16 protein-coding genes and 2 pseudogenes are annotated in these 25,201 nt (G+C 53.9%); 9 read left to right on the forward strand and 9 right to left on the reverse strand.

Features of this window, described 5'->3' with window-relative positions; all coding sequences use genetic code 11:
* Nucleotides 1-170 precede the first annotated feature (170 nt).
* The 7 genes and pseudogenes from paaZ to VF709_RS05630 all read left to right on the forward strand — a co-directional run bounded on the left by paaZ (nucleotide 171) and on the right by VF709_RS05630 (nucleotide 9,294).
* The gene (gene paaZ / locus VF709_RS05600) at nucleotides 171-2,210 is read left to right on the forward strand and encodes a phenylacetic acid degradation bifunctional protein PaaZ (protein ID WP_048972403.1); all 2,040 of its coding nucleotides are present in this window, start codon (nucleotides 171-173) and stop codon (nucleotides 2,208-2,210) included.
* Between the two features lie 211 nt (nucleotides 2,211-2,421).
* Nucleotides 2,422-2,761 (forward strand): annotated as a pseudogene (gene tssD, locus VF709_RS05605) (type VI secretion system tube protein TssD).
* A gap of 2 nt (nucleotides 2,762-2,763) precedes the next feature.
* Nucleotides 2,764-3,168 (forward strand): polymorphic toxin type 44 domain-containing protein, encoded by a 405-nt coding sequence (locus tag VF709_RS05610; protein ID WP_223232807.1) that lies wholly within the window; start codon nucleotides 2,764-2,766, stop codon nucleotides 3,166-3,168.
* The gene (locus tag VF709_RS05615) at nucleotides 3,146-3,538 is read left to right on the forward strand and encodes a hypothetical protein (protein ID WP_058680412.1); all 393 of its coding nucleotides are present in this window, start codon (nucleotides 3,146-3,148) and stop codon (nucleotides 3,536-3,538) included. Before VF709_RS05610 ends, VF709_RS05615 begins: the two co-directional genes overlap by 23 nt.
* A gap of 159 nt (nucleotides 3,539-3,697) precedes the next feature.
* Nucleotides 3,698-5,974 (forward strand): primary-amine oxidase, encoded by a 2,277-nt coding sequence (gene tynA, locus VF709_RS05620; RefSeq protein WP_187170945.1) that lies wholly within the window; start codon nucleotides 3,698-3,700, stop codon nucleotides 5,972-5,974.
* A gap of 166 nt (nucleotides 5,975-6,140) precedes the next feature.
* A pseudogene (locus tag VF709_RS05625) lies at nucleotides 6,141-8,114 on the forward strand (alkyl/aryl-sulfatase).
* A gap of 73 nt (nucleotides 8,115-8,187) precedes the next feature.
* Nucleotides 8,188-9,294 (forward strand): GGDEF domain-containing protein, encoded by a 1,107-nt coding sequence (locus VF709_RS05630; protein ID WP_045295928.1) that lies wholly within the window; start codon nucleotides 8,188-8,190, stop codon nucleotides 9,292-9,294.
* A 99-nt stretch (nucleotides 9,295-9,393) separates the two neighbouring features.
* On the opposite strand, the gene VF709_RS05635 is transcribed toward VF709_RS05630, so the two are convergent.
* Complete coding sequence (locus tag VF709_RS05635) at nucleotides 9,394-10,893, reverse strand: aldehyde dehydrogenase family protein (protein ID WP_029882836.1); 1,500 nt, start codon at nucleotides 10,891-10,893, stop codon at nucleotides 9,394-9,396.
* Between the two features lie 241 nt (nucleotides 10,894-11,134).
* Here VF709_RS05635 and feaR point away from each other — a divergent pair, with 241 nt between their 5' ends.
* Nucleotides 11,135-12,043: a transcriptional regulator FeaR gene (feaR, locus tag VF709_RS05640; RefSeq protein WP_029882835.1), complete on the forward strand. Its 909-nt coding sequence runs from the start codon at nucleotides 11,135-11,137 to the stop codon at nucleotides 12,041-12,043.
* Here feaR and VF709_RS05645 read toward each other — a convergent pair whose 3' ends face one another.
* Genes VF709_RS05645 through VF709_RS05655 form a run of 3 tightly spaced genes read right to left on the reverse strand, consistent with a single transcriptional unit; the run spans nucleotide 12,044 to nucleotide 15,196 of the window.
* Nucleotides 12,044-12,361 (reverse strand): YdbL family protein, encoded by a 318-nt coding sequence (locus VF709_RS05645; RefSeq protein ID WP_028028066.1) that lies wholly within the window; start codon nucleotides 12,359-12,361, stop codon nucleotides 12,044-12,046.
* A 7-nt stretch (nucleotides 12,362-12,368) separates the two neighbouring features.
* On the reverse strand, nucleotides 12,369-12,560 hold the full coding sequence (locus VF709_RS05650) for a YnbE family lipoprotein (RefSeq protein WP_020688201.1): 192 nt from the start codon (nucleotides 12,558-12,560) through the stop codon (nucleotides 12,369-12,371).
* The gene (locus VF709_RS05655) at nucleotides 12,557-15,196 is read right to left on the reverse strand and encodes a YdbH family protein (RefSeq protein WP_440231054.1); all 2,640 of its coding nucleotides are present in this window, start codon (nucleotides 15,194-15,196) and stop codon (nucleotides 12,557-12,559) included. The genes VF709_RS05650 and VF709_RS05655 overlap by 4 nt, the downstream gene beginning before the upstream one ends.
* Nucleotides 15,197-15,406: 210 nt before the next feature.
* Here VF709_RS05655 and VF709_RS05660 point away from each other — a divergent pair, with 210 nt between their 5' ends.
* Nucleotides 15,407-16,396: a 2-hydroxyacid dehydrogenase gene (locus VF709_RS05660; RefSeq protein WP_057072730.1), complete on the forward strand. Its 990-nt coding sequence runs from the start codon at nucleotides 15,407-15,409 to the stop codon at nucleotides 16,394-16,396.
* A 39-nt stretch (nucleotides 16,397-16,435) separates the two neighbouring features.
* On the opposite strand, the gene VF709_RS05665 is transcribed toward VF709_RS05660, so the two are convergent.
* From VF709_RS05665 to dcp, 5 genes are all read right to left on the reverse strand, one after another.
* Nucleotides 16,436-17,644: an MFS transporter gene (locus VF709_RS05665; RefSeq protein WP_095454757.1), complete on the reverse strand. Its 1,209-nt coding sequence runs from the start codon at nucleotides 17,642-17,644 to the stop codon at nucleotides 16,436-16,438.
* Nucleotides 17,645-17,844: 200 nt separating this feature from the next.
* Nucleotides 17,845-20,427: a bifunctional diguanylate cyclase/phosphodiesterase gene (locus VF709_RS05670; RefSeq protein WP_149896417.1), complete on the reverse strand. Its 2,583-nt coding sequence runs from the start codon at nucleotides 20,425-20,427 to the stop codon at nucleotides 17,845-17,847.
* A gap of 210 nt (nucleotides 20,428-20,637) precedes the next feature.
* Nucleotides 20,638-21,756: an aspartate-semialdehyde dehydrogenase gene (gene asd / locus VF709_RS05675; protein ID WP_057072826.1), complete on the reverse strand. Its 1,119-nt coding sequence runs from the start codon at nucleotides 21,754-21,756 to the stop codon at nucleotides 20,638-20,640.
* Between the two features lie 443 nt (nucleotides 21,757-22,199).
* Nucleotides 22,200-22,889 (reverse strand): DUF6694 family lipoprotein, encoded by a 690-nt coding sequence (locus VF709_RS05680; RefSeq protein WP_440231057.1) that lies wholly within the window; start codon nucleotides 22,887-22,889, stop codon nucleotides 22,200-22,202.
* A 221-nt stretch (nucleotides 22,890-23,110) separates the two neighbouring features.
* Nucleotides 23,111-25,144, reverse strand: a complete 2,034-nt coding sequence (dcp, locus tag VF709_RS05685) for a peptidyl-dipeptidase Dcp (protein WP_038419310.1) — start codon at nucleotides 25,142-25,144, stop codon at nucleotides 23,111-23,113.
* Nucleotides 25,145-25,201: the final 57 nt, after the last annotated feature.

Genomic DNA, 25,201 nt, shown 5'->3' on the forward strand with positions numbered 1-25,201 from the left:
GTGATGTCGCTCGCAGGGCTTTTGCGCAAAGGCCGCCAGATAAGGGCTGCAATCGCCGCACACCTTCCCTTGAGATCACATTGTTAACAATTCATTAAAACTCAGCTTGATTTTTATGATTCATGATCAAACTATTGATAGTGAAATAACGAAACATGTGGAGATAAGAGATGCAGCAGTTAGCCAGTTTCTTGTCCGGTGTCTGGCAGTCTGGCCGGGGCCGCGAACGTACTATTCATCACGCCATCAGCGGTGAAGCGCTCTGGAGCGTGACCAGCGAAGGGCTGGACATGGCGGCGGCACGTCGCTATGCCATTACGCATGGCGGTGAAGCGCTCCACGCCATGACCTTTATCGAACGCGCGGCGATGCTGAAAGCGGTGGCGAAGCACCTGCTCAGCCTGAAAGAGACATTTTATGCTCTCTCAGCCCAGACCGGCGCGACAAAGGGCGACAGCTGGGTAGATATTGAAGGTGGGATTGGCACGCTGTTCACCTATGCCAGTCTGGGGAGCCGTGAATTACCGGACGACACGCTGTGGCCCGAGGACGAACTGATCCCGCTGTCGAAAGAAGGCGGCTTTGCGGCGCGCCATGTGCTGACGTCAAAATCGGGCGTGGCGGTGCATATTAACGCCTTCAACTTCCCCTGCTGGGGAATGCTGGAAAAACTCGCCCCCACGTGGCTTGCCGGGATGCCGGCGATCATCAAACCCGCTACCGCCACCGCGCAGGTGACGCAGGCGATGGTGAAAGCGATCGTGGAGAGCGGTCTGGTGCCGGACGGCGCCATCAGCCTGATCTGCGGCGGCGCGGGCGATCTGCTGGACCATCTCGACAGCCAGGATGTGGTGACGTTTACCGGCTCCGCCAGCACCGGCCAGACCCTGCGTGTTCACCCGAATATTGTGGCAAACGCGATCCCGTTCACCATGGAAGCCGACTCCCTGAACTGCTGCGTGCTGGGAGAAGACGTGACGCCGGAACAGCCCGAGTTCGCCCTGTTCATTCGCGAGGTTGTACGTGAGATGACCGCCAAGGCCGGACAGAAATGTACCGCCATCCGCCGCATTATCGTGCCGCAACACCAGATTGACGCGGTAAGTCAGGCGCTGATCGCCCGGCTGGAAAAGGTGGTGGTGGGCGACCCGGCGCAGGAAGGCGTGAAAATGGGTTCCCTGGTCAATAGCGAACAGCGTGCGGACGTGCAGGAGAAGGTGGATCAGCTTGTGGCCGCAGGCTGCCAGGTTCGCCTGGGCGGAAAAGCCGATCTGCAGGCCGCCGGGGCGTTTTACCCGCCAACTCTGCTCTTTTGCCCGCAGCCGGATGAGACCCCGGCGGTGCACGCCACCGAAGCGTTCGGCCCGGTGGCGACTCTTATGCCATATCGCCACGCAGACCATGCGATGCAGCTTGCCCGCGCGGGCGGCGGTAGCCTGGCCGGGACGCTGGTCACGGCGGATCCCGCGCTCGCCCGCCAGTTTATTTCTGGTGCAGCGCGGGCACACGGTCGCATTCAGATCCTCAATGAAGAGTCAGCAAAAGAGTCTACCGGCCACGGTTCTCCGCTTCCGCAGCTCGTGCACGGCGGTCCCGGACGTGCAGGCGGCGGCGAGGAGCTGGGTGGCCTGCGTGCGGTCAATCACTATATGCAGCGCACCGCCATTCAGGGCAGCCCGACCATGCTGGCCGCCATCGGCAAACAGTGGGTACGCGGCGCGACGGTGCATGAAGATCGCGTTCATCCGTTCCGCAAATACTTCGAGGAATTGCAGCCGGGCGACAGCCTGCTGACGCCGCGCCGAACCCTGACGGAAGCCGATATCGTTAACTTTGCCTGCCTGAGCGGGGATCATTTCTATGCTCACATGGACAAAATTGGCGCAGCGGAGTCGATCTTTGGCGAGCGGGTGGTACACGGTTACTTCCTGATTTCCGCTGCCGCCGGGCTGTTTGTTGATGCAGGTGTGGGGCCGGTGATCGCCAACTACGGCATGGAAAACCTGCGCTTTATCGAGCCGGTGAAACCGGGCGATACCATTCAGGTGCGCCTGACCTGCAAACGTAAAACCCTGAAGAAACAGCGTACGGCGGATGAAAAACCCACCGGCGTGGTCGAATGGGCGGTTGAGATTTTCAATCAGCACCAGCAGGCGGTGGCGCTCTACTCCATTCTGACGCTGGTGGCTCGCCAGCAGGGTGATTTTTAAGGCTGTTACCCGTGCGGGTTTAATCAGTTAATCACACTAAAAAAGAGGGGAAAACACGGACTGGATGGCTTTGGGTAACACATCATCCAGTCCGCATAGCCTGGCTAATTTACATCCAGAAACATTAAGAAAATTGACCACATACTTAGCATGGTTATTATCCCTTGCGGGAATTTTCCCCCAACTAAATTACATGGATGATGAGTAGACTATGGCAATTCCTGTATATCTTTTCTTAACTGACGACGGCGGTGCAAAAATCACCGGCTCGGTAGATGTTTATGATCGTGAAGGGAGCATAGAAGTTACTGGCTTTACGCATGACCTCCTAATGGTATCGCATAAACGATGCCGGACAGGAAGTGGAATATTACAATATGCATCTCGATAATATTCGCGTCGTTTCCGTTACGCCCTTAATGCATGACACGAAGGATCAAACGAAAGAAAAACACAATCATCTTGAAGTTGTGGAGCTGCGCTACGACAAGATTACCTGGACGTATTGCGACGGTAATTTGCGTTTCGCAGATAGCTGGGCAGAGCGTTAATTATGCGTACTCCTTTATATTCCACGCCGTACGATATCTCTTCTTTTTCACCACCAGGGGTTGATGTTGTAAGCCATATGGTAATAGCCCGATTTCATGGCGGTGCCTCATTGATGACTTACGTATGGTTTTATCAAATGGTGAGAAACCATGGTCCATGGGATTTTAAGCAAGGCCGTGCCCAGTATGCCAACTTTGGAAATTTCCATTTCGGTGCCGTGGGCGCGGCAGCGGGCATCCCTGATGGTGTGTTACTTCGGGGTGCAGGTGCTGCGCAGATCCTTGCTGGAACAAGCGATCCGGTAGAATTTGCCAAATACCAGGATGCCTTTGCATATGGTGATGACCCGGTTGACCAATTATGGATAAGAGCAGGAGTAGATTATGCGCGACGGTCGGGTTTTTAACTGGCGAGTCGGGGTGATGGTTGTCATTCTCCTGGGCTTCATCTTGTACCCTTTTCGCGATCTTTTCACCGTGTATGAAAACCTGCAGGGAAAAATGAGGGTTAATGAGCAATTAAATTTGTATATCACGCGGGTAGAGGCAAGTTCATTATCCAAAGATACGTTTCACTTTTATCTCTATGATGCGAGAAAAAGCCCCGAAGCGTTTATGTCTCATATTAAGGACATTAAGCCTGTTATGGTCACCAATGATGATAAAGCCACCGCGACCGTAAAAGACGGTGAAATTTATCTCCACGTTCGTGGCAATGTTTACTCGTTCAACACGGTTGGGTACGACGTACATATACATCTCGATAGATCACCTTAGTGATCATCAACGCTATTTACCGGGGATGTGATTTATCCCCGCACTTTTCTAACCTGGCAAGACTGACAAATAACCTGGCAGATGCAGGCAAACGCTTTTTTCACGCGCCTGTCAGGATAAGACTCACAACACAATAAACACAACAAGATGAGGTCTACGATGAGAAGCAATTCTTCATTTTCTGCCCGTAGAACGGCACTGGCTCTGGCCGTTGCGCTCTGCTGTGCCTGGCAATCTCCCGTTTTCGCTCACGGCAGTGAAGCGCATATGGTCCCAATGGACAAAACGCTGGCAGATTTTGGCGCAGAGGTACAATGGGATGATTACGCACAGATGTTCACCATTGCGAAAGACGGTGCGTTCGTAAAGGTTAAGCCAGGCGCTAACACCGCCATCGTTAACGGCAAACCCCTTGCGCTGTCGGTACCGGTGGTGATGAAAGACAACAAAGCCTTTATCTCGGACACCTTTATCAACGACGTCTTCCAGTCCGGCCTCGACCAGACGTTCCAGGTTGAGAAACGCCCCCATCCGCTTAATGCATTAACGGCGGATGAGATTAAGCAAGCCGTGGCCATCGTCAAAGTCTCAAAGGAGTTTAAACCGAACACCCGCTTCACCCAGATTGCCCTGGCCGAGCCCGAGAAAGCCAAAGTGTGGGACTTTGTGCTGAACGGCACAGCGGTGGATGCCCCGCGTCAGGCGAATATCACCATGCTGGACGGCAAACACGTCATCGAAAGTCGTGTAGACCTGAAGGATAAGAAAATCCTGCGCTGGGAGGCCGTAAAGGATGCGCACGGCATGGTGCTACTGGATGATTTCGCCACCGTGCAGCAAATCATCAACGAGAGCCCGGGATTTGCTGAGGTGCTGAAAAAACGCGGCATCAGCGATACGAAGAACGTGATCACGACCCCGCTCACCGTCGGCTATTTTGACGGCAAAGACGGCCTGAAGCAGGAAGACCGTCTGCTGAAGGTGGTGAGCTATCTGGATGTGGGCGACGGTAACTATTGGGCACACCCGATTGAGAATCTGGTGGCGGTGGTTGATCTCGAACAGAAGAAGATCCAGAAAATTGAAGAAGGCGCGGTTGTTCCGGTGCCCATGACTCCGCGTCCGTATGATGGCCGTGACCGCATCGAAACCCCGAAAAAACCGCTTGAGATCATCGAACCGGAAGGCAAGAACTACACCATTACCGGCGACATGGTGCACTGGCAGAACTGGGATTTCCACCTTAGTCTGGACTCCCGCGTGGGGCCGATGATCTCGACCGTCACGTACAACGACAACGGTAAGAAACGCCAGGTCATGTATCAGGGCTCCCTGGGCGGGATGATCGTCCCTTACGGCGATCCGGATGTGGGCTGGTACTTTAAAGCCTATCTCGATTCGGGCGACTATGGCATGGGCACCCTGACCTCCCCGCTGGTGCGCGGCAAAGATGTGCCGTCCAACGCCGTGATGCTCAATGAAACCATCCCGGATTACACCGGTACGCCGATGGAGATCCCACGTGCCATCGCCATTTTCGAGCGCTACGCCGGGCCTGAATATAAGCATCAGGAGATGGGCAAGCCAAACGTCAGCACCGAACGCCGTGAGCTGGTGGTGCGCTGGGTAAGCACCGTTGGCAACTACGATTACATCTTCGACTGGGTATTCCACGAAAACGGCACCATCGGCATTGATGCCGGAGCCACCGGGATTGAAGCCGTGAAAGGCGTGCAGGCCAAAACGATGCATGACGCCAGCGCCAAAGACGACACCCGATACGGCACCTTAATCGATCACAACATCGTCGGTACCACCCACCAGCACATCTATAACTTCCGTCTCGATATGGATGTGGATGGCATCGACAATAAACTGGTGGCGATGGATCCGCAGGTGAAACCGAACACGGCCGGCGGCCCGCGTACCAGTACCATGCAGGTCAATCAGTACGATATCGATAGCGAACAGCAGGCGGCGCAGAAATTCGATCCGGGTACCATTCGCCTGCTGAGCAACACCCGCAAAGAGAACCGTATGGGGAACCCGGTCTCGTACCAGATCATCCCATACGCGGGCGGCACGCACCCGGTAGCCACGGGCGCGAAGTTTGCACCGGACGAGTGGATCTACCATCGCCTGAGCTTTATGGATAAACAGCTATGGGTGACGCGTTACCATCCTGACGAAATGTACCCGGAAGGGAAATTCCCGAACCGCTCCACGCACGATACGGGGCTGGGTCAGTACAGCAAAGACAATGAGTCACTCACTAATCAGGACGATGTGGTCTGGATGACCACCGGAACCACGCATGTTGCCCGCGCGGAAGAGTGGCCCATCATGCCAACGGAATGGGTGCATACGTTGCTTAAGCCGTGGAACTTCTTTGACGAAACGCCAACGCTTGGCAGAAAAAAAGACGAACAGAAATAATCACCGACCGGGCGTAATGCCCGGTTTTTTATTCATTTATTTGCCGAATCTCTCAGCCTGATTATAGTTATTTAACCACTCATTCTAATGACATCTTTTCAAACATTTTCAGCCAGGACACGACGTTTAATCACCATAACGTAGTACTTTCTCTGAGAGGTTTTAGATGAAATTGAATTTGATTGTCAGAAGTCTTGCTCTGGCTGGGCTTCTCGTTTCCGTCAGTCCCTCTTATTCCGCCGAAGCCCCAAAGGACGCGACCGCGGCGACGCAACAGGCGAATAATGCCCTTTTCAACCAACTCCCTTTCTCCGATAACACCGACTTCACCAATGCACATAAAGGGTTTATTGCCCCACTGCCGCAGGAGATTATCAAAGGGGAGCAAGGGAATGTTATCTGGGATCCGCAACAGTACGCCTTTATTAAAGAGGGTGATAAAGCACCGGATTCCGTTAATCCCAGTTTATGGCGTCAATCTCAGCTGATTAATATCAGTGGTCTGTTCGAAGTGACCGACGGGGTATATCAGATCCGCAACCTCGATCTGTCGAATATGACGATTATCGAAGGTAAAGAAGGAATTACCGTGGTCGATCCGCTGGTATCAGCAGAAACCGCAAAAGTCGGCATGGATCTGTATTACAAAAACCGGGGTAAAAAGCCGGTGGTCGCCATCATTTATACCCACAGCCATGTGGATCATTACGGCGGCGTTCGCGGCGTGGTGGATGAAACTGACGTGAAATCCGGGAAAGTGAAAGTCTATGCCCCGTCCGGGTTTATGGAAGCCGCGGTGGCTGAAAATATCATGGCGGGCAATGTCATGAGCCGTCGCGCCAGTTACATGTATGGCAACCTGCTGAAACCCGATGCCAAAGGACAGGTGGGTGCGGGGCTGGGTACCACGACCTCTGCCGGTACCGTTACCCTGATCGCACCGACCAACATCATTGAGAAAGATGGCCAGAAAGAGGTTATCGACGGGCTGACCTATGATTTTATGCTGGCACCGGGCTCAGAAGCGCCTTCAGAGATGCTCTGGTATATCGAAGAGAAAAAGGTCATTGAATCTGCCGAGGATGTCACTCACACGCTGCATAATACCTATTCGCTGCGCGGCGCAAAAATCCGTGAGCCGCTGCCCTGGTCGAAGTATATCAACCAGGCAATTGTCCGCTAGGGTGACAAAGCAGAGATCATCATGGCACAGCACCACTGGCCAACCTGGGGCAACGATAATGTGGTCAAGCTGCTGAAGAGCCAGCGCGATCTTTACCGTTACATCAACGATCAGACGCTGCGCATGGCGAACGAAGGTCTGACGCGCGATGAAATCGCCGCGAATTTCACCCTTCCTGACTCGCTGGCCCATACCTGGGCTAACCGGGGCTACTATGGTTCAGTCAGTCACGACGTAAAAGCCACCTATGTCCTTTATCTGGGCTGGTTTGACGGCAACCCGGCAACGCTTGATGAGCTTCCTCCTGTTGATGCCGCGAAGAAATTCGTGGAGTACATGGGGGGCGCTGACGCCATTCTGAGCAAAGCTAAAACCGACTACGACCAGGGCAACTACCGCTGGGTGGCACAGGTGGTCAGTAAAGTGGTCTTTGCCGATCCGAACAACCAGGCCGCGCGTAACCTGGAAGCGGATGCGCTGGAGCAGCTCGGCTATCAGGCTGAATCCGGGCCGTGGCGTAACTTCTACCTCACCGGTGCACAGGAGCTGCGTAACGGCGTCGTGAAAGGCCCAACGCCAAACACGGCAAGCCCTGATACCGTTCGGGCGATGACGCCGGAAATGTTCTTCGACTATCTGGCTGTGCATATTAATGGTCAAAAAGCCGGGGACGCAAAATCGGTATTTAATATCGATCTGGGCAGCGATGGAGGTAAATATAAGCTTGAGCTGGAAAACGGCGTGTTGAATCACACGGCCAATGCCGAAGCGAAAGACGCCGATGCGACGCTCACGCTGAACAGAGACACGCTTAACAAGATCATCCTCAAGGAAATCACGCTGAAACAGGCGCAGGACAGTGGCGATGTCAAAATCAGCGGCGACAGTGCCAAACTTGATGCCATGCTTGGCTACATGGATAAGTTTGATTTCTGGTTTAATATTGTGACGCCGTAACATCACGGATTTACGGGCGGTTTACCCGCCCGCTTTTATTTCTCTTTCTCCCTGGACGGGGTAAACATCATCAATGGAAAAAAGAAAAAACCTCCCCCCCGAACGAGCCACCTGGCCTACACGTCAGGCCATGGTGCATCACGGGCTGGCGATGAACCTGCCCTGGCTGGCCTTTGTAAACGTCAGCTTTGCCCTGATGATCCTGCTGCGCCACATCCTGCTGGAAAACAGCGCGGTGCTGTACCCCGGTTCACAACACCTGACCCGGATTGTCGATGCCTCAATGCTGGGCATTATTATACTGTCCGCTGCATTAATTCTGATGGCCTGGCGCCGTATCGCCGGGATAAGCGTAGTGCTGTTTGTCTGCAGTGCCTTCTGGTCGATGTGCAGTTACTGGTTCATTACCGCCCTGCACCTTCCCCACGTCTGGCCGCTTTGCGTGATTTTATTGCTCTCCGGTTTGACGGCACTCTATTTTTACCCGGAGGGATTACTCTCGTTTGTGCTCCCGCTCTGGCTCACCTTGCCGGTCGCCAGCTGGGTGCTGAATGATGGCCTTAATCTTCGCTTTGTCACCATCTGGAGCGTATTCACGCTGATTATGCTTTGCGGGCGGTTTATCCTGTTAAGCTGGTTTGACGAGGCCTGGCGGCGGAATCAGCAAAACCAGCTGTTAATCTCCAGGCTCGATGCGCTGGCGCACCAGGATCCGCTCACCAAAACCGCCAATCGCCGGATGATGGAAGTGGTGCTGGAGAATGCCGTTGAGCAGAATAAAGCCTTCTCGCTGATCATGCTGGATATCGATTATTTCAAGCTCTACAACGATACCTACGGACATCAGGCCGGTGACGACTGTCTGACACGCGTGGCGCAGGTGCTGAAGCAGGCCGTGCGCACCCCGGACGATGTGGTGTCACGCTACGGCGGAGAAGAATTTGTGGTGATCCTGTTTAATTGCCCGGAGAACGTTGCACAGCAGGTTGCCCGCCGCATTCAGGACGGCCTGCGCGCGGCGGCGATACCGCACGGTGCGTCCAAAGTCAGTGAGTATGTGACCGTCAGCATGGGGATTGCAGGAATTGCGCCGGGCCTGGCGGGCCCGGAACTGATCGCCCGCGCCGATGCGGCGCTGTACCGCGCGAAAGAGGCCGGGCGGGATCGGTGGTCGCTGTAAAACTAGCCCGCCAGGGCCTGATGCCCTCACCCTGACCCTCTCCCACGGGAGAGGGAACAAACACTAAAAAGGCAACCTCCCGGTTGCCTTTTGCTTTTATTAATAGCGCACGCACACCGATTTGGTTTCACACCAGCCGTCCAGCCAGTCCGGGCCGAAGTCGCGTCCGGTGCCGGATTGCTTCATGCCGCCGAACGGCAGGTTGGCGTCAATCAGCGTATGGCTGTTCACCCAGACGGTGCCCGCCTGCAATCTGTCGGTATACTCCAGCGCCTTACTGATATTCTGCGTCCAGACGCTGGCGGTCAGGCCATATTCGGTATCGTTGGCAAGGGTTAGCGCCTCTTCGCCATCGGCTACGCGTACCAGGTTGACCACCGGGCCGAATACCTCTTCGCGGGTCAGCCGGAGTCCCGGATCCGGGTTGACCACCAGCGTCGGCGAGATGTAATACCCTTTTCCGTCCGGGCCACGGTTACCGGTGATCAGCTCTGCATTGCGCGATTTTGCTTCATCCAGGAAGGTCTGCACCTTGTCGCAGTGAGCGCGGGACACCAGCGGGTTGATAAACGCCTCCGGCGACATGCCCGGCCCCACGCTCAGGGATTTCACCGCCTGCTCAAACCCGCTGACCAACGTGTCAAAAAGCGGCGCTTCTATATAGATACGCGAGCTCGCGGCGCAGACCTGGCCCTGATTAAGGAAGCTGCCGGTCATCAACCCCTCAATTACCCACGCCGGATCGGCGTCTTTCAGCACGATGGCCGGGTTTTTGCCGCCCAGCTCCAGCGTCACGCCGGTCAGCGTCTCCGCCGCCGCGCGGGCAATCTGTTTCCCCGTCGCCGTGGAGCCGGTGAAGCTCACTTTGGCAATATGCGGATGCGAGGTCAGCGCGGCACCGCACACCGCGCCGCTTCCGGTCACCACGTTAAACACACCGTCAGGGATACCGGCTTCGCTCGCCAGTTCCGCCACCCGCAGCATGGTCAGCGGCGTGGTTTCTGATGGCTTAATGACGATAGAGCAACCCGCTGCCAGCGCAGGCATTACCTTCCACATGCCGATCATCAGCGGGAAGTTCCACGGCACAATCCCGGCCACCACGCCCACCGGCTCTTTACGCGTCCACGCCTGATAGCGTGCACCTTGCGGCAAGGGAATGGAGAGATCGAGCGTTTTGCCGGTTATTTTGGTGGTCAGCCCGGCGGTATAGCGCATCCAGTTCAGGGTGCAACCCACTTCAAAGAGACGGGAAATATTGATGGATTTGCCCTGCTCCAGCGTTTCAAGCTGGGCCAGCTCCTCGCTGTGTTGCTCCACCAGGTCGGCAAAGCGCAGCAGGATGCGCTCGCGCTCTGCCGGTAATTTCCCGGCCCAGGTACGGGCGACAAAGGCTCGCCAGCCGGACATCACCGCGCGGTCGACATCATCGACGCTGGCATCTGCCGTAGAGGCGATAACCTCCCCGGTGGCCGGGTTATAAATATTCAACCGTTTTTCACTCTCCGACGCGGCCTGCCGCCCCTCAATCCACAGCCCGTGATGTCGGTCCAGAAACTGCTGTACGCCTGGCTGGATGGCGACCTGTGATTCAGACATAGGGTACTCCTTCGTTATTATTCGCAGGGTGTTACTGCAGTCTAAGAGGCCTTTCGCATTCCCGCTTTTGTCTGTGTGACATTCGCTTTGCCACCTGTGACAGGTGCCGCAATTCGTGATAATTCCGCCTTATAACGCTGTTACCGGTGAGTGTTCTTTCCTATAGTCAGCCTCATGGCTCTGACAAAACGCAACACAAATGCAACAATGCGAAAACATTGATGGCGCAGCGAGATAAACGATGGCATGTGTAAGCGAACAGGAACGGTATCAGCAGTGGCTGGCGCAAATTAACCATGTCTGCGGGCGCTTTAACGCGCGTCCTTTAGAGGGGGAATTCTTCGGCGAGCTGGAAACCAGCTACGCCCGAAGCCTGAAGTTAAGCACCGTCACCGCAGGCGGGGTTAACCTGTTCCGCTCCCGTCAGGAGATCGCTCAGAGCAATGATGCCTGGTTTTATACCGTGTTCCAGCTTGAAGGCAGCGCGCAGATTGAGCAGGACGATCGCCGCGCGGTGCTGAACGCCGGCGACATTACGCTTCTTGATGCCGCTCGTCCCTGCTCCATCAACTGGCAGCAAAAATCCCGTCAGATTTCCCTGCTGGTTCCCCGTCAGATTATTGAGCAACAGTGTCGTTTTCAGGAGGTAAGCTGCGCCCTCGCGCTCTCCCGCTCGTTGCCAACCGTACAGCTAAGCCATCGCCTGCTGCTGGAGAGTATGGGAAATGCCAACCTGAGTGACCGGGAGAGCGAAGCCGCGCTGGAAGCGATGATCTGCCTGCTCCGCCCGGCGTTTCAGCAGCGCGATGCGGTGCAGCCGCGTAAGGAGCGCCAGTTCAGGAACGTTCTGTCGCTGATTGATGACCACATTCAGTCGGAATCCCTGCGTCCGGAATGGATTGCCGCAGAGAGCGGCATGTCGGTGCGCAGCCTGTACCGCATGTTTGCCGATAAGGGGCTGGTGGTAGCGCAGTACATCAAAAATCGTCGGCTGGATCTGTGTGCGCAGGTGTTGCGCTCCGCCAGCGACGAGGAAAAGCTGGCGGGAATTGGCTATAGCTGGGGGTTTGCCGACCATAGCCATTTTTCAACGGCGTTTAAGCAGCGTTTTGGCGTCTCACCGGGCGAGTACCGCAAGCGCTTTCGCTGATTACTTCTTCAGCCATTTTCCGTTAATGCCCTTCACGTATTCTCCCGGCTGCGCGCGGGCCACCAGCTTTTGCCCGGCCATCTTCGCCACTTCATCAACCGGCAGGTTATTGCTGTCCGCCAGCTTCTGGTAGCTTTCCGTACGCGCCGCGTTGATGCGGCTCACCAGCGCCAGCGTTTCGGGGTCTTGTTTCACCGGGGCAAGATACCCACTCAGGGTTTCCCCGACCCGCCCCTGCGCCCGGGCCTCGTTTAAGGTCAGGGTTGCCGCCTGCACGTTCATGCCCAGCGCCAGTAACATCAGAGCTAATCGTTTCATGGCGTCCTCAGAACAGATCGCTGCGCGATTTCAGCAGGGTTTCAACGTCTTTATCGACTTTAATGTGGATCTCATGTTCGATTTTGACGTTCATATTGATGGTAATCGGCTCCTTCGGCGCAGCGACTTCAATGCGCGGCGTACAGCCGGTCAAGAGCGCGGCAACGGCGACGGTGAGTACACCAGCCCTCATTTTCATTGTTGTTCCTCACTTTCCTTGCCAGTCGAACTGCGGATACCAGGTAGCGCCGCGTGTTGCTCAAACCAGGTTTGTAGATTGTCTCCAAAGCGCAGGCTACGCCAGAGAGTAAAGACGTTCTCGTCATGGGTGTAGTTAAGATTCACGGAGCTGCTTTTGCCATCAACCCGACTGGTGCCTTTGAGGGTCGCCTGCATGGTTAATTCACCCAGATTATCTAAATTGAGTCTTGTCCACGACTGTGAAATTTCCATATAGCGGAGCCAGTTAATCGCTGCTCCTGCAACCATATTATCGTTGACGATGGCATCAGCGGTGTCTTTATCAATACGCAGCGTCATCGGCCCCGGATTGGTTAGCCAGCCATCTTTAATGATCCATTTTTCATTGTCCAGCCAGAACGGTAGCGCCCCGCTTACCGGGCCAGACAGGGCAAACTGCTTCGGATTAATGGCGCTGATCAGCTCGCTGGAGGAGATGTTGTCCACGCGCAGCAGCGCCGGGTCATGCTGCGGCATTCTGAGCTGCTGCATGGTGATTTTCCCGCCGAGGGTCTCCACCTTGACGTTGGTCAGCAGCAGCGGGTTTTCCTCGCTCCACGGATAGTCACCCTGCAGGTCTGCGGTAATGTTGCGCGCGGTCACCAGGTTTTCCACTTCGCCAATACGCAGCGTAACGGGGCCGCGCGTACCCAGCGACCAGGTGCCCTCGCTAAAACGGAACGGCAGCACAAAATCCACATCGTTGATCTGGTTGTCTGGCATCCAGGCGCTACCGGATTTCAGTACACCGTGGCCGCCAGCTTCAAAGCCCTGATCGGCAGCGGCAGAGAAGGCCACCTGCGCATAAAGCTCACCGTCGCGCAGCGTCATTTTCCAGTCTGGCGGGATCAGTGGCTGGAACACGGTAAGGGATTGTTTTGGCCACCAGGCCTGACCGCGAAGGCGTTCCCCGTCCCAGCGACCGTTGACCTGCACCGGGCCGATGGCCTCGGCATGCAGATCGCCTTTGAACTGGAATATCGTCGGGTCTGTTCCGTCAACGCTGAAGGTCAGCACCGACGGGGGCAACACGCTGCCGCCCGCAAAACGGGTCTCTCCGGCATTGAGCGACAGCGCACCGCTAAATGTCGGCGTGACAGGGTCACGAACCCAGCGTACCGGTTTATCCAGCACCAGACGCGGTTTACTGACTTCCATGGTGCCGTACTGCAGCTTGTCAAAGCCGGTTGAGAGCGCGGTCAGCTCGATGAGTTTGTCGCGCCATTCGCCTTTTCCGGCCACATCCCAGCGCGCGTTCATTGGCGTAAAGCCACCTTTGCCCCAGTAACGCCACTGCCAGAGGCCGTTATCGGGTAAAAAGTCGTTGGCCTGGCCGTCCAGGTGGAGTTCAAAATCCCCCATCTCGTTCTCATGGGCGCGCAGAATCGCCTGCAGACGACCATCCACGCCCTTTTGCGTGAGCTTCACGCCCGCCAGCGGCCAGCGAATTTCGTCGATATCCAGTGAATCAATAATGCGCCCGCGCGAACGCAGCAGCGCTCCCGGCTCAAAGGCAAGCTGCGGATCGTTCAGGCTGCCGGTCAGTCTGGCCGGGAGTCTGGCGTAAAGCACCAGATCGTCCTGTTTGGCCTCGCCGCTCAGGTGAAGCGGCATGTCGCTGTTTTCCAGGCTGAGCCTGCCCGGCCCGAGATTCAGCACGGCGTTACCCTTCCCGGCATCGCCCTGAGTCAGAACATTGAGGCGTCCGGTAAAGGTGGCTTTTTCCAGCCCCTGCTGCCAGTTATCCACCCGGAGACCCACGCGGCCGCTCATCGGCATGCCGGACAGGTTCCAGTTCCAGCGCCCGTCGCTGATATTCAGCTGTTGTGCCGTGATCTGCCACGGTAAATCGAGCAGCGGATCGGGGTTGTCCCGCACCATCACCAGCAGTTGCCCCTGATTCTCCTCCCAGTCCAGATCGGCATCGACCAGCGAGGTGAGCTGTGGCACGTTAAAAGTCGCGACCGCATGGCCTTTCACCGGCACGCCATCCGGCACCAGCGGCAGGGTAAACTCACCCACCAGCTTTACGGGCGGCACCTGGCCGGGGAGTTGTACATCAAGCTGACTAACCGAGAGAGTCTGGCCGCGTAACTGCCCTTTGAAACTGACCTGCTCACCGTTGTAGGTCACCGCCTGTACCGCAGGCGTCAGTGAGGCATGCAGTTCCCCTTCCCACTGTTGCCAGGGAGACAGGGTAAGACGGCGGATAGTGAGCCAGGTATTAGGCAGCACCGACTGCCATTGTGCCAGGGTTTTTGGCGCAACGGTTGAGGGGGCAGACTGGGGAATTTTACTGAGGCACACCGTGTTAAGTTCAAGCGCACCAATATCCAGATTCCAGCGGCTGGGGTGCGACAGCGTGGCGTTTTCAACCCTGGCAATCTCGCAATCCTCAACCAGATAGCGCAGATTGGGGATCACCAGCGCGTGACGGGTCAGTTTGGGGCTTTCCTCAAAGGCGATACGTGTACCGACAGGCAACCAGATACCGGCGAGGGTCGGTACCCACTGGGCGAGCGTCATCAGCAGCGTCAGCGGCAATAAAATCAACAGCAATAAGAGCGCAATCGCGGCTTTGTATTTACCCTTCATGGGCAGTTAATATCCTGATTTAGCGAGAGAATTAAGCCGACAGTGCCGATCATTGTCGCATGTTTAGTCAATCAGTTGAAGTAAATGCCAGTTTTAAGAATAGATGCTCTAAAATAATTGATAGAACTTATTGATTTAAATAATATTTTAGAAATTGTAAGATTATTTTAATCATGCTAACGTGGATGTAAAATCATTGGAGAAAGTCTTATGAAACTCGCGGTATATAGCACAAAGCAGTACGACAAAAAGTATCTGCAACATGTTAACGAGGCTTACGGGTTCGATCTTGAATTTTTCGACTTTCTGCTGACCGAAAAAACCGCTAAAACGGCACACGGCTGTGAAGGCGTCTGCATCTTCGTGAACGATGACGGTAGTCGTCCGGTACTGGAAGAGCTGAAAAAGCACGGCGTAAAGTATATCGCCCTGCGCTGCGCGGGCTTCAATAACGTCGATCTTGATGCGGCGAAAGAGCTGGGGCTGAAGGTGGTTCGCGTTCCGGCCTACTCCCCGGAAGCGGTCGCGGAACATGCTGTGGGTATGATGATGTCCCTGAACCGTCGTATTCACCGCGCTTATCAGCGTACCCGAGATGCGAACTTCTCTCTGGAAGGACTGACCGGCTTTACCATGTACGGTAAAACCGCAGGCGTGATCGGTACCGGTAAAATCGGCGTGGCCGCCCTGCGTATTCTGAAAGGCTTTGGTATGCGCCTGCTGGCGTTTGACCCGTACCCAAGCGCCGCCGCGCTGGAGCTGGGCGTGGAATATGTCGATCTCCCGACCCTGTTTTCCCAGTCGGATGTGATCTCCCTGCACTGCCCGCTCACACCGGAAAACTACCACCTGTTGAATCAGACCGCGTTTGAGCAGATGAAAGACGGCGTGATGATCATCAACACCAGCCGCGGCGGGTTAATTGACTCTCAGGCGGCAATTGAAGCACTGAAAACCCAGAAAATTGGCGCGCTGGGGATGGACGTGTATGAGAACGAACGCGATCTGTTCTTTGAAGACAAGTCTAACGACGTCATTCAGGACGACGTGTTCCGTCGCCTGTCAGCCTGCCATAACGTACTGTTTACCGGACACCAGGCGTTCCTGACCGCTGAGGCGCTGATCAGCATTTCCGAAACCACGCTGAGGAATTTACAGCAGCTGGAAAACGGCGAAGCGTGTCCTAACGAGATAGTCTAAGCCTGACATGCTGGGTGGCGGTTGCGCCCGGCACATACGCTACGCCCCGTCCGGGGCGTTATCGGTCTGCCAGGTTCGGTTCGGGAAACGCCACCAGAGCAGGACCGCCGCCAGGGCAATGGCGCTCAGCACACTGAAGGCCGTCGCAAAAGAGTAGTGTCCGGCGATCGTCCCGGTTAAGGCAGGGCTCATCGATGCGCCAACCCCCTGCATCAGCATGACCACGCTCTGCCCGGCATTAACGTGCCCGCTCCCACGCAAAAGCACCACGATAAATGACGGCACCACCACGCCCAGGATCCCGGCGGCAAGACCATCAAGAATTTGTACCGGGATCATCATAAACGGTGCATCGGTAGACGCAGCCAGCGCCGCGCGTACCGGCATGATTAACAGCGCCAGCATGATTAAACGCCAGTAACCATAGCGTTCGATTCGCCTGGAGGCCAGGATAGCCACCGGGATCATCACCGCCTGCGAAATAATCACCGTCGCCGCAGCAAACACGCCGGGATTAACGCTGGCCGGTGCGGCAGCGACCCGCATGCTGAGCATCGGCAACAGGGCCGCATTCGCCAGATGGAACAGCAGCAGCGTCAGCCCGGTCACGAACAGGGCTCTGTTTTTCATCAGTACCGCAAAACCCGGCACCGGCTGATGTTCTGACGCGTTCAGGCCACGCGCCGCCTCGTTGTCGATATCCTTGTTGCGTATCGCCAGCAGCGAACAGAGCGTTAACAGCGTTGTACAGGTCATCAGCAGGAAGATGCCCCCAATGCCCCAGTACCACGCAATGCACCCGGCGATCAGTGCCGTGAGGAAATTTCCACCGTGATTGAACGCCTCATTTTTGCCCATCTGCGCGCTAAACCCGCTCTGCCCCGTCAGCCCCAGAGTGATCCCGGTGATAAGCGGCCCCACGAACGCCGCGCAGATCCCGGTGACAATTTGCGAGAGCGCGACAACGCCACTCTGCTGGCTAAACCAGAGCAGCAGCGTACTCAGGGTGATCAGTAAACAGAGCAGCGCCAGAACGGAACGTTTGTTTTTGGTGGTGTCGGTGATGAACCCCGCCGGCAGCGTGGCCAGAAGTCCTGCCAGACCTCCGGCGGTCATCAGCAAGCCGATGTCATCCGGCGTCCAGTGCCGCTGCGTCAGGAAGATACCGAGAAAAGGACCGAGACCGTCACGGACGTCAGCGATAAAAAAACTCGTCAGGCACAACGCCCGCAGTGAACGAAGAGACATACTTCCTGCCTTTTGTCGGGATGGCTGGCTCGGTTAGCGGCGGCCTGAATCTCAAGTTCGCCCGGAAATCAAAACGTTGAGCCGAGTTTATCAGCCAGACGTCAGAGCGAAAACTACGCGATTTGATTATAGGCACGCCGGGTAACGCTGCGCTTACCCGTCCTACCGGATCAGCAGGCCCAGGCAAGCAGCATGTACCCTTAATAAATTACGTGGTTGGTTTTTAGATTTAAATCTGCAATCGCCGCCGGTTTGCCGAGTAAATATCCCTGGACTTCGTCACACTTATTTTTCTTCAGGAACGACAATTGTTCTACGGTTTCGACACCTTCTGCGGTGACCTCCATGGAATAGGCTTTACCCAGATCAATGATCTTCTCGACCACCGACTGGTTCTGTGTCGAATCCCCTAAAGAAAAAATAAAGCTTTTATCGAGCTTTAAGCCATCAAACTGGAACTTCCGCAGATAGCTCAGAGAGGCATAGCCGGTACCGAAATCATCAATCAGAATACGCACCCCCATTTTTTTCAGGGCCATCATGGTCTGCAACGTTTTCTCTGGATTAGAGAGCGTGACATTTTCAGTCACCTCTATTTCCAGCCGGGTAGGCTCAAGCCCGGTTTCATCAAGAATAGCTTTTATTCTTTCGGCGAGATCGCTTGCCTGGAATTCAATGGCTGAAATATTGACTGAAACCGAAAGCCCTGGCAGTTTTTCATGCGTCTCTGTACAGGCCTTACGAATGACCCAGTTGCTGAGGTTGATGATGAGCCCCGTTTCTTCAGCGAGTGGAATAAACTGATCGGGCATCATGTTTCCGCGTTCAGGATGCTGCCAGCGAACCAGGGCTTCTACGGCGTCGATGCGTGAATGTCTGAGGTTATAACGCGGCTGATAAACCAGATAGAGCTGGTCTTCCCGAATTGCGGTCTTTAGCGCTAATTCCAGCTTTCTGCGCTCGGTCAGCTTTTCCGACATATCCTGACGATAATAGACCCATCGGTTTCGACCGGATTGTTTAGCCTGATAAAGCGCAATATCAGCATAGCGTAAAAGGTCGTTTGCACTGGTACTGTCCTGGGGAGCCAGAGCAATGCCCATGCTTACGCCGATGGTCACATCATTGCCATCAATGGTGAACGGGCGGTTAAGCTCTTGCACGATGCGATAACACACCTCTTCTATGTGGTCCAGGTGCCGGGTGTTGTCGAGAAGCAGCATAAATTCGTCCCCGCCCTGTCGTGCGACAAAATCACCGCGACGAACACATTGTTTAAGCCGTAAGGCAACCTCGCCAAGCAGGGCATCGCCCGTTGAGTGGCCGAAAATATCATTCACGGGTTTAAACTTGTCCAAATCAAGGCAAATCATGGCAAAGGGAGAATTGCGGATATCCTCTTTAGCCAACTGTCCTGTGAGGAACTCCTTAATATGATACCGGTTGGGAAGGCCCGTTAATTCGTCATGGCGTGACAGGAATTCAACACGTTTGGTGGCTTCCACTTCCAGAGAAACATCCGATGCCGCCCCCCGTAAAACCACCGTGCCATTAGGCTGAGCAGAGAATTTTGCCAGAAGTGTGCAGTACGAAGTCGACCGTTGAGCGTTAGTGTACGGGCAGTTCTTAAATTCAAAGCGCTCCGATAACTCACGCCGCCTGACGCACGTATTTAATAAACCGTTTGTCGAAGGAAAAAGCGCATCCAGCTTGCGTCCCAGCCACTGACTCTCGTCATAGCCCGTGACAGTCGTAAAACGCCCTGATAGCCAGGTGATCGTTAACGATAAATCCGTTTCCCAGAACCAGTCACTGGTGGTTTCACTGACATCCCTGAAGCGTTTTTCACTGGTAATCAGATTTAACCGAGCCTGCTCAAGGAGAAAGATATTTTCGTCATGAATTTTTGCCTTATACAAAATATGACGCATCAGGATCGCCGTCAGCGCGAGGGTCAGAAGGACAGACAGAATGAGCAAGGGTAAAAAATAAATGATCAATGCCTGGCCAGGATTTTCTGTGTCCCAGATAATGTGGACTGGGCCATTCTGGGTACGTAACGTTAATGCTGTCAGACTGTCTGTCTCAGCAAGGGCGTCAGAAGAGACCGCGCGGACGTTTTCGATCCCTGCATCGTGCCCAATCGCAAGCAGTTTCTTAGCCGTTAAGGTGTCGATAAACAACATGGTTGATGGCTTACCGGGCAACGGCTGCACGCTGGTATCATCTCCCGTCGTTATCCATGCCGCAGAAACTATGGCGGGGACGGAATGGATAAGCGTGAGCATGGAGACCGGCAGTCCATTTTTACTGCCCGTCTCACTGAGTAAATGGTCTATGGTGGATTGATCTAACCAGCGTTCCAGCTCTTCGTGCTTCAGTTTCCCGTCAAGCACGCTGTAACGGGTGGTTCCCTCCGGGGACAGCACAAACACGCCTTCGTAGCCAAAGTTATCATACAGAGACTTGCCCAGATTCTGCTTATCCCATGCCCAGTTCAGGTCAGTTTTTTGATGAAGATGTTTGTAAGCATCTCCCCACTCAGCATTATCTTTCAAATGGCTGCGCATGTTTTCCTGGCGGGCGTCTAATGCTTGCCTTAACAAAAACTCGTCATGTTTATCGCTGATTTTATTAACATTGTTTTTAATGATCAGCAATGACACTATCGCTGCGATAAAAATACCTATCAACAAGGTAACAATATAGGTAAACGTTTTATTTATCAGTCCCTTAGAATGCTCGCTATCCGTAAAGCCAGGGGTCTTCTGAGGTATGGTCATTCTTCGCCTTCTTAACTGCTATTACGTCATTTTTGTGCTATCCACAGTTATCGGCAAAAAAACACAAATTTTTATAGCGAAGCCTCCTTAAGCAAAACATTGTTTATTTTTTTAACCAAGATCAAATTATTCCGCATTAACGCGCATAAAAAACCGGGCTGTCCGCCCGGTTCTGTTTTCAGCTAATAATGAATAACAGGTCTAAACCCATTATATTCTGTTAAGCAAAATATTAAGCATGCGGCGTAATGGTTCCGCTGCCCCCCATAATAGTTGATCCCCAACGGTCAATACCGAATAAACAGGTTCATTATTTAGCGCCATTTTTTTATAACGCCCTACGCCAACCTTAAGCGTGCCGCTAATATGTGCGGGAGTAAGCTGGCTGACGCTGGCCTCTTTATTATTAGGGACGTATTTTACCCAAGGGTGAGCGTCGCTTACCATTTTAGCAAATTCAGCTTCATCCACTTCGCGTTTGAGTTTCATTGTAATGGCCGCACTATGGCACCTGATTACACCAACACGAATGCACAGACCATTAACCGGGATGGTGCCTTTTTTCAGGCCAAGGATTTTATTTGTTTCTGCTTCACCCTTCCACTCTTCGCGGCTATTGCCATCCCCCAGGTCGCTATCAATCCAGGGAATGATGCTCCCCATCAGCGGCGCGCCAAAATTCTCAACAGGCAAGTCACTGCTGTTAATCAGTTCGCTGACTTTATTGACCAGAGGAAGCACCGAGCCTGCGTTTTCCAGCTCATCGGGGGTTAAATTTCGGGTGACAAATGCACTTTGGGCGATCAACTCGCGGACATGCTTTGCACCCGCCCCCGAAGCTGACTGATAGGTCATCACGCTCATCCATTCAATGAGATCGGCCTTGATCAAACCGGCGAGCCCCATCAGGCTTAAGGTGATTGAACAGTTTCCGCCTACAAAAAGTTTACCGCCCTTTTTGATGGAATCATCGATATTTTCACGGTTCACAGGATCCAGGATGATGCAGGCTCTTTCGTCCATTCGCAGCGCTGATGCGGCATCGATCCAGTAACCTTCCCAACCATGATCAATTAATGATTGATACATCGATTTTGTATATTCACCGCCCTGGCAGGTAATGATGATATCCATTTCCGCCAGCGCATCCAGGGAATACGCATCTTTAAGAACCGAACGGACACCATTAATGACAGGCCCAGGTGCCCCAACAGAAGACGTACTAAAAAAACTGGCTGCAATATCATTAAAATCATTTTCTTCGAGCATGCGTTGCAGCAATACTGACCCAACCATACCGCGCCAACCAACAATGCCAACCTGCTTCACGGGTTTACCTCAATGACGTTACAAAAGTGTTAAGAGAGGTAAAGTTTATAACCCGTTAAATCCCGCGCGTCATTCTTTATTTTACTCGTTTTTGCAATAATAAGAATGTTTAATAAGGGGTTAGCGAAACTGATGAATATTGTGTTTGTGTTCAAGTCAAAAAAAATAGGTATCTTTCATTAGGCTGTTTAAAACGATTTTATGCCCCTCGGAAACATAAAGTCATAGTTATCAGCGAAGCCGATGCCCACACCGATGCGCCGTTTGCAACGCCACCTTTCCTCAACGCATAAAAAACCCGCCGGTTGGCGGGTCGGTTAGTCTTTAAAGATCAGAGATTTTTTTCTTCAACTCTTCAAGCCTGCTGTTATCTTCCTCAGTGAAAATTGTTGCATCATACAACATCTGATTATCAGTACCGTCCACTCTTACGAGTGTCACAGTCAAAACAGCGTCTTTTGGGGCATAAAGTACACCCCATTCAGAATTCTTAGGGGGGCAATAGCCCATGTGGCTTCTTCATTTGGCTTAAGCCCCTCAGGAATATCATAGAAAAAATTACTTACCAGCCATGGTACTGAGTATCCCTCGCTTGCCATCACTCCGTGCAGGTACGCTCTGGATATAACGGTATCAGTATTATTTTTAACAACCAGTCTAATTACGGGTTGTGGCTTACCGTCTTGCTCAGGCTCCATGGTAAATCTGGATGATAAAACCTGGATTTTCATCAACTCTTTTTTAGCCACGTCGGCGTCAGCTTTTTTCTGTTCCAGCGCTTTGATTTCCTGAGTCATCTTTTCTTTTAACTTCATCTCTCTCTCAGCAGTGACTTGCTGTGCGTAAGAGATTATTTCTTCACCCGTCTTACCAGACAGGCTTTCGCGCATCTTTTTGCTTATCTCTTCGTTATCATTATTTGTAGTGGAACGCATCAGGTCAGCCATATTGATGTTACTGAATGCCACAACCTTTAAGGCGTTATCGAATTCCTCCCGTTTATTTTCCGGAAGTGAATCTCTGACTTTAGCTATCGAGGATTTCATTGCAGCATCAGTTGAAGAATCAATTTTGGGTTTATCGCACCCGACGAGTAAGCAAGAAAGTAATAACACACCAACAATTTTCTTCATGTTCCTGTTCCATCAGTAAAAAATTAAGATTAATCCTACCAGAGTTTGACCATACGACAAAATCTACTTGTGCATGTTATTGGAAATTTGTTGCATACCAGACGAAACCCTTAGCTTTAACTTCTTCGCCAGTGCGGAGCAAAATTAGAGGCGTTTTCGAGAAGAGAAACTGGACAAAAAAACCGGGCTTCCGCCCGGTCCTGTTTAAGCCAAAAATGACGCTACTCGCTCAGCCCGCGATTCTCCAGCATCGGCTCAATCTTCGGATCGTGCCCGCGCCAGATTCGGTACAGTTCAGCTAAATCCGTGCTGTTCCCGCGCGACAGAATCGCCTCACGGAATTTTTGCCCATTCTCGCGGGTTAAACCGCCCTGCTCGACAAACCACTGATAGCCATCATCCGCCAGCATCTGCGTCCACAGGTAGGCGTAATAACCTGCCGCATAGCCGCCGCCGAAGATATGCGCGAAGTAGCTGCTGCGATAACGTGGCGGTACGGCGGGCAGATCCAGCCCCTCTTTTTCCAACACTGCTTTTTCAAATTCCTCTACGCTCGAAACGGCCTCACGAATGCCGTGCCAGTTCATGTCCAGCAGCGCGGCGCTGAGCGTTTCCGTCATGTCATAGCCTTTATTGAAATGCGTTGCGTTGAGCATGCTTTCGCGCAGCGCGTCCGGCATCGGTTCGCCGGTCTCGTAATGGCGGGCATAGTGGGTAAATACCTGCGGGTGGCTGGCCCAGTGCTCATTGATTTGCGACGGGAACTCAACAAAATCACGCGGGGTATTGGTCCCGGACAGCGTGGCGTAGCGCTGACTGGCAAACAGGCCGTGCAGCGTATGACCAAATTCGTGGAACAGGGTTATTACATCATCCCACGAGAGCAGCGCGGCGCCTCCGTGGCTGGGTTTTTGATAGTTACACACGTTGTAGATAACTGGACGGGAGGCAAATTCATAAGATTGCTCGACGAAATTCCCCATCCACGCTCCGCCCTGTTTGGAATCGCGGGCGAAGAAATCGCCGTAGAATAGCGCCATGCCTTCTCCGGTGTGGTCGAAAATTTCCCACACGCGGACGTCCGGGTGATACACCGGAATATCGAAGCGCTCGACGAAGCGGATGCCAAACAGCTGGCTGGCCGTCCAGAATACGCCATCATGCAGCACGTTATTGAGCGCAAAATACGGCTTAATTTGCGACTCATCCAGGGCATATTTCGCCTGACGCACACGCTCGGCATAAAAGGCCCAGTCCCAGGCCTGCACGGTGAAGCCGCCCTGCTCATCATCAATGACTTTCTGGATATCGGCCTGTTCCTGCACCGCACGGGTGCGCGCCGCAGGGACAATTCCACGCATAAAGGTCAGTGCGGCCTCCGGCGTGTTTGCCATCTGGTCGGCGATGCTCCAGCTCGCAAAGTCGTCAAAGCCCAAAAGCTGCGCCTGGCGCGCACGCAATGCCGTGAGACGAAGGATCAACTCGCGGGTATCATTTTCATCGCCTTTCTGCGTACGCAGCCAGCCTGCGTTGAACAGGTTTTCACGGGTCTGTCGATTGCGAAGCAGTGAAAGCGCAGGTTGTTGGGTGGTGTTCAGGAGGGGGATTAGCCAGCGATCCTTCAGCCCTTTATCGGCGGCGGCCTGAGCAGCCGTGGCGATCTCCTCTGCGCTTAACCCCTCAAGCTGGTGAACATAATCCACCACCAGCCCGCCCGCCTTATCTGCGGCCAGCAGTCGCTGGTTGAACTGGCTGATCAATGACGCGACTTGCGTGTTCAGGTCTTTCAGTTCAGCTTTTTCAGCGTCGTTCAGTCGCGCCCCGGCCAGTACGAAGCGCTGGTGCGTCACCTCGACCAGTCGGCGGGACTCAGCATCCAGCGCCTCACGATCCTGCCAGACGCTCTCCACGCGGGAGAATAACGTGTCGTTGAGCCAGATATCATTGGCCAGCGCGGCCAGCTCGGTTGAGAGCTGTTCTTCCAGCTCCTGTAAGCGGGCATTGGTGTGCGCCGACGTCATGGCAAAGAAAATACTGCTGACGCGCGCGAGCATGGCACCGCTTTTCTCCAGCGCCAGTACCGTATTATCGAAATCGGGTGCTGCCGTTTGCGCGACGATGGCGTCAATATCTGCCCGCTTCTGGCGTATGGCCTCATCAAATGCCGGGCGATAGTGGCTGTCGTTGATTTCATCAAAACGCGGGGCCTGATAAGGCAGCAGGCTAATGTCAAAAAAAGGGTTACGGGTTGACATCTTTTACTCCTGATAACGGTTAACTTTCCCAGAGTAGGCCAGGCCGCCATTGACCGC

The sequence above is a fragment of the Enterobacter sp. Lyrl_3 genome (genome assembly GCF_051948675.1).
Lineage (GTDB): Bacteria > Pseudomonadota > Gammaproteobacteria > Enterobacterales > Enterobacteriaceae > Enterobacter > Enterobacter cloacae.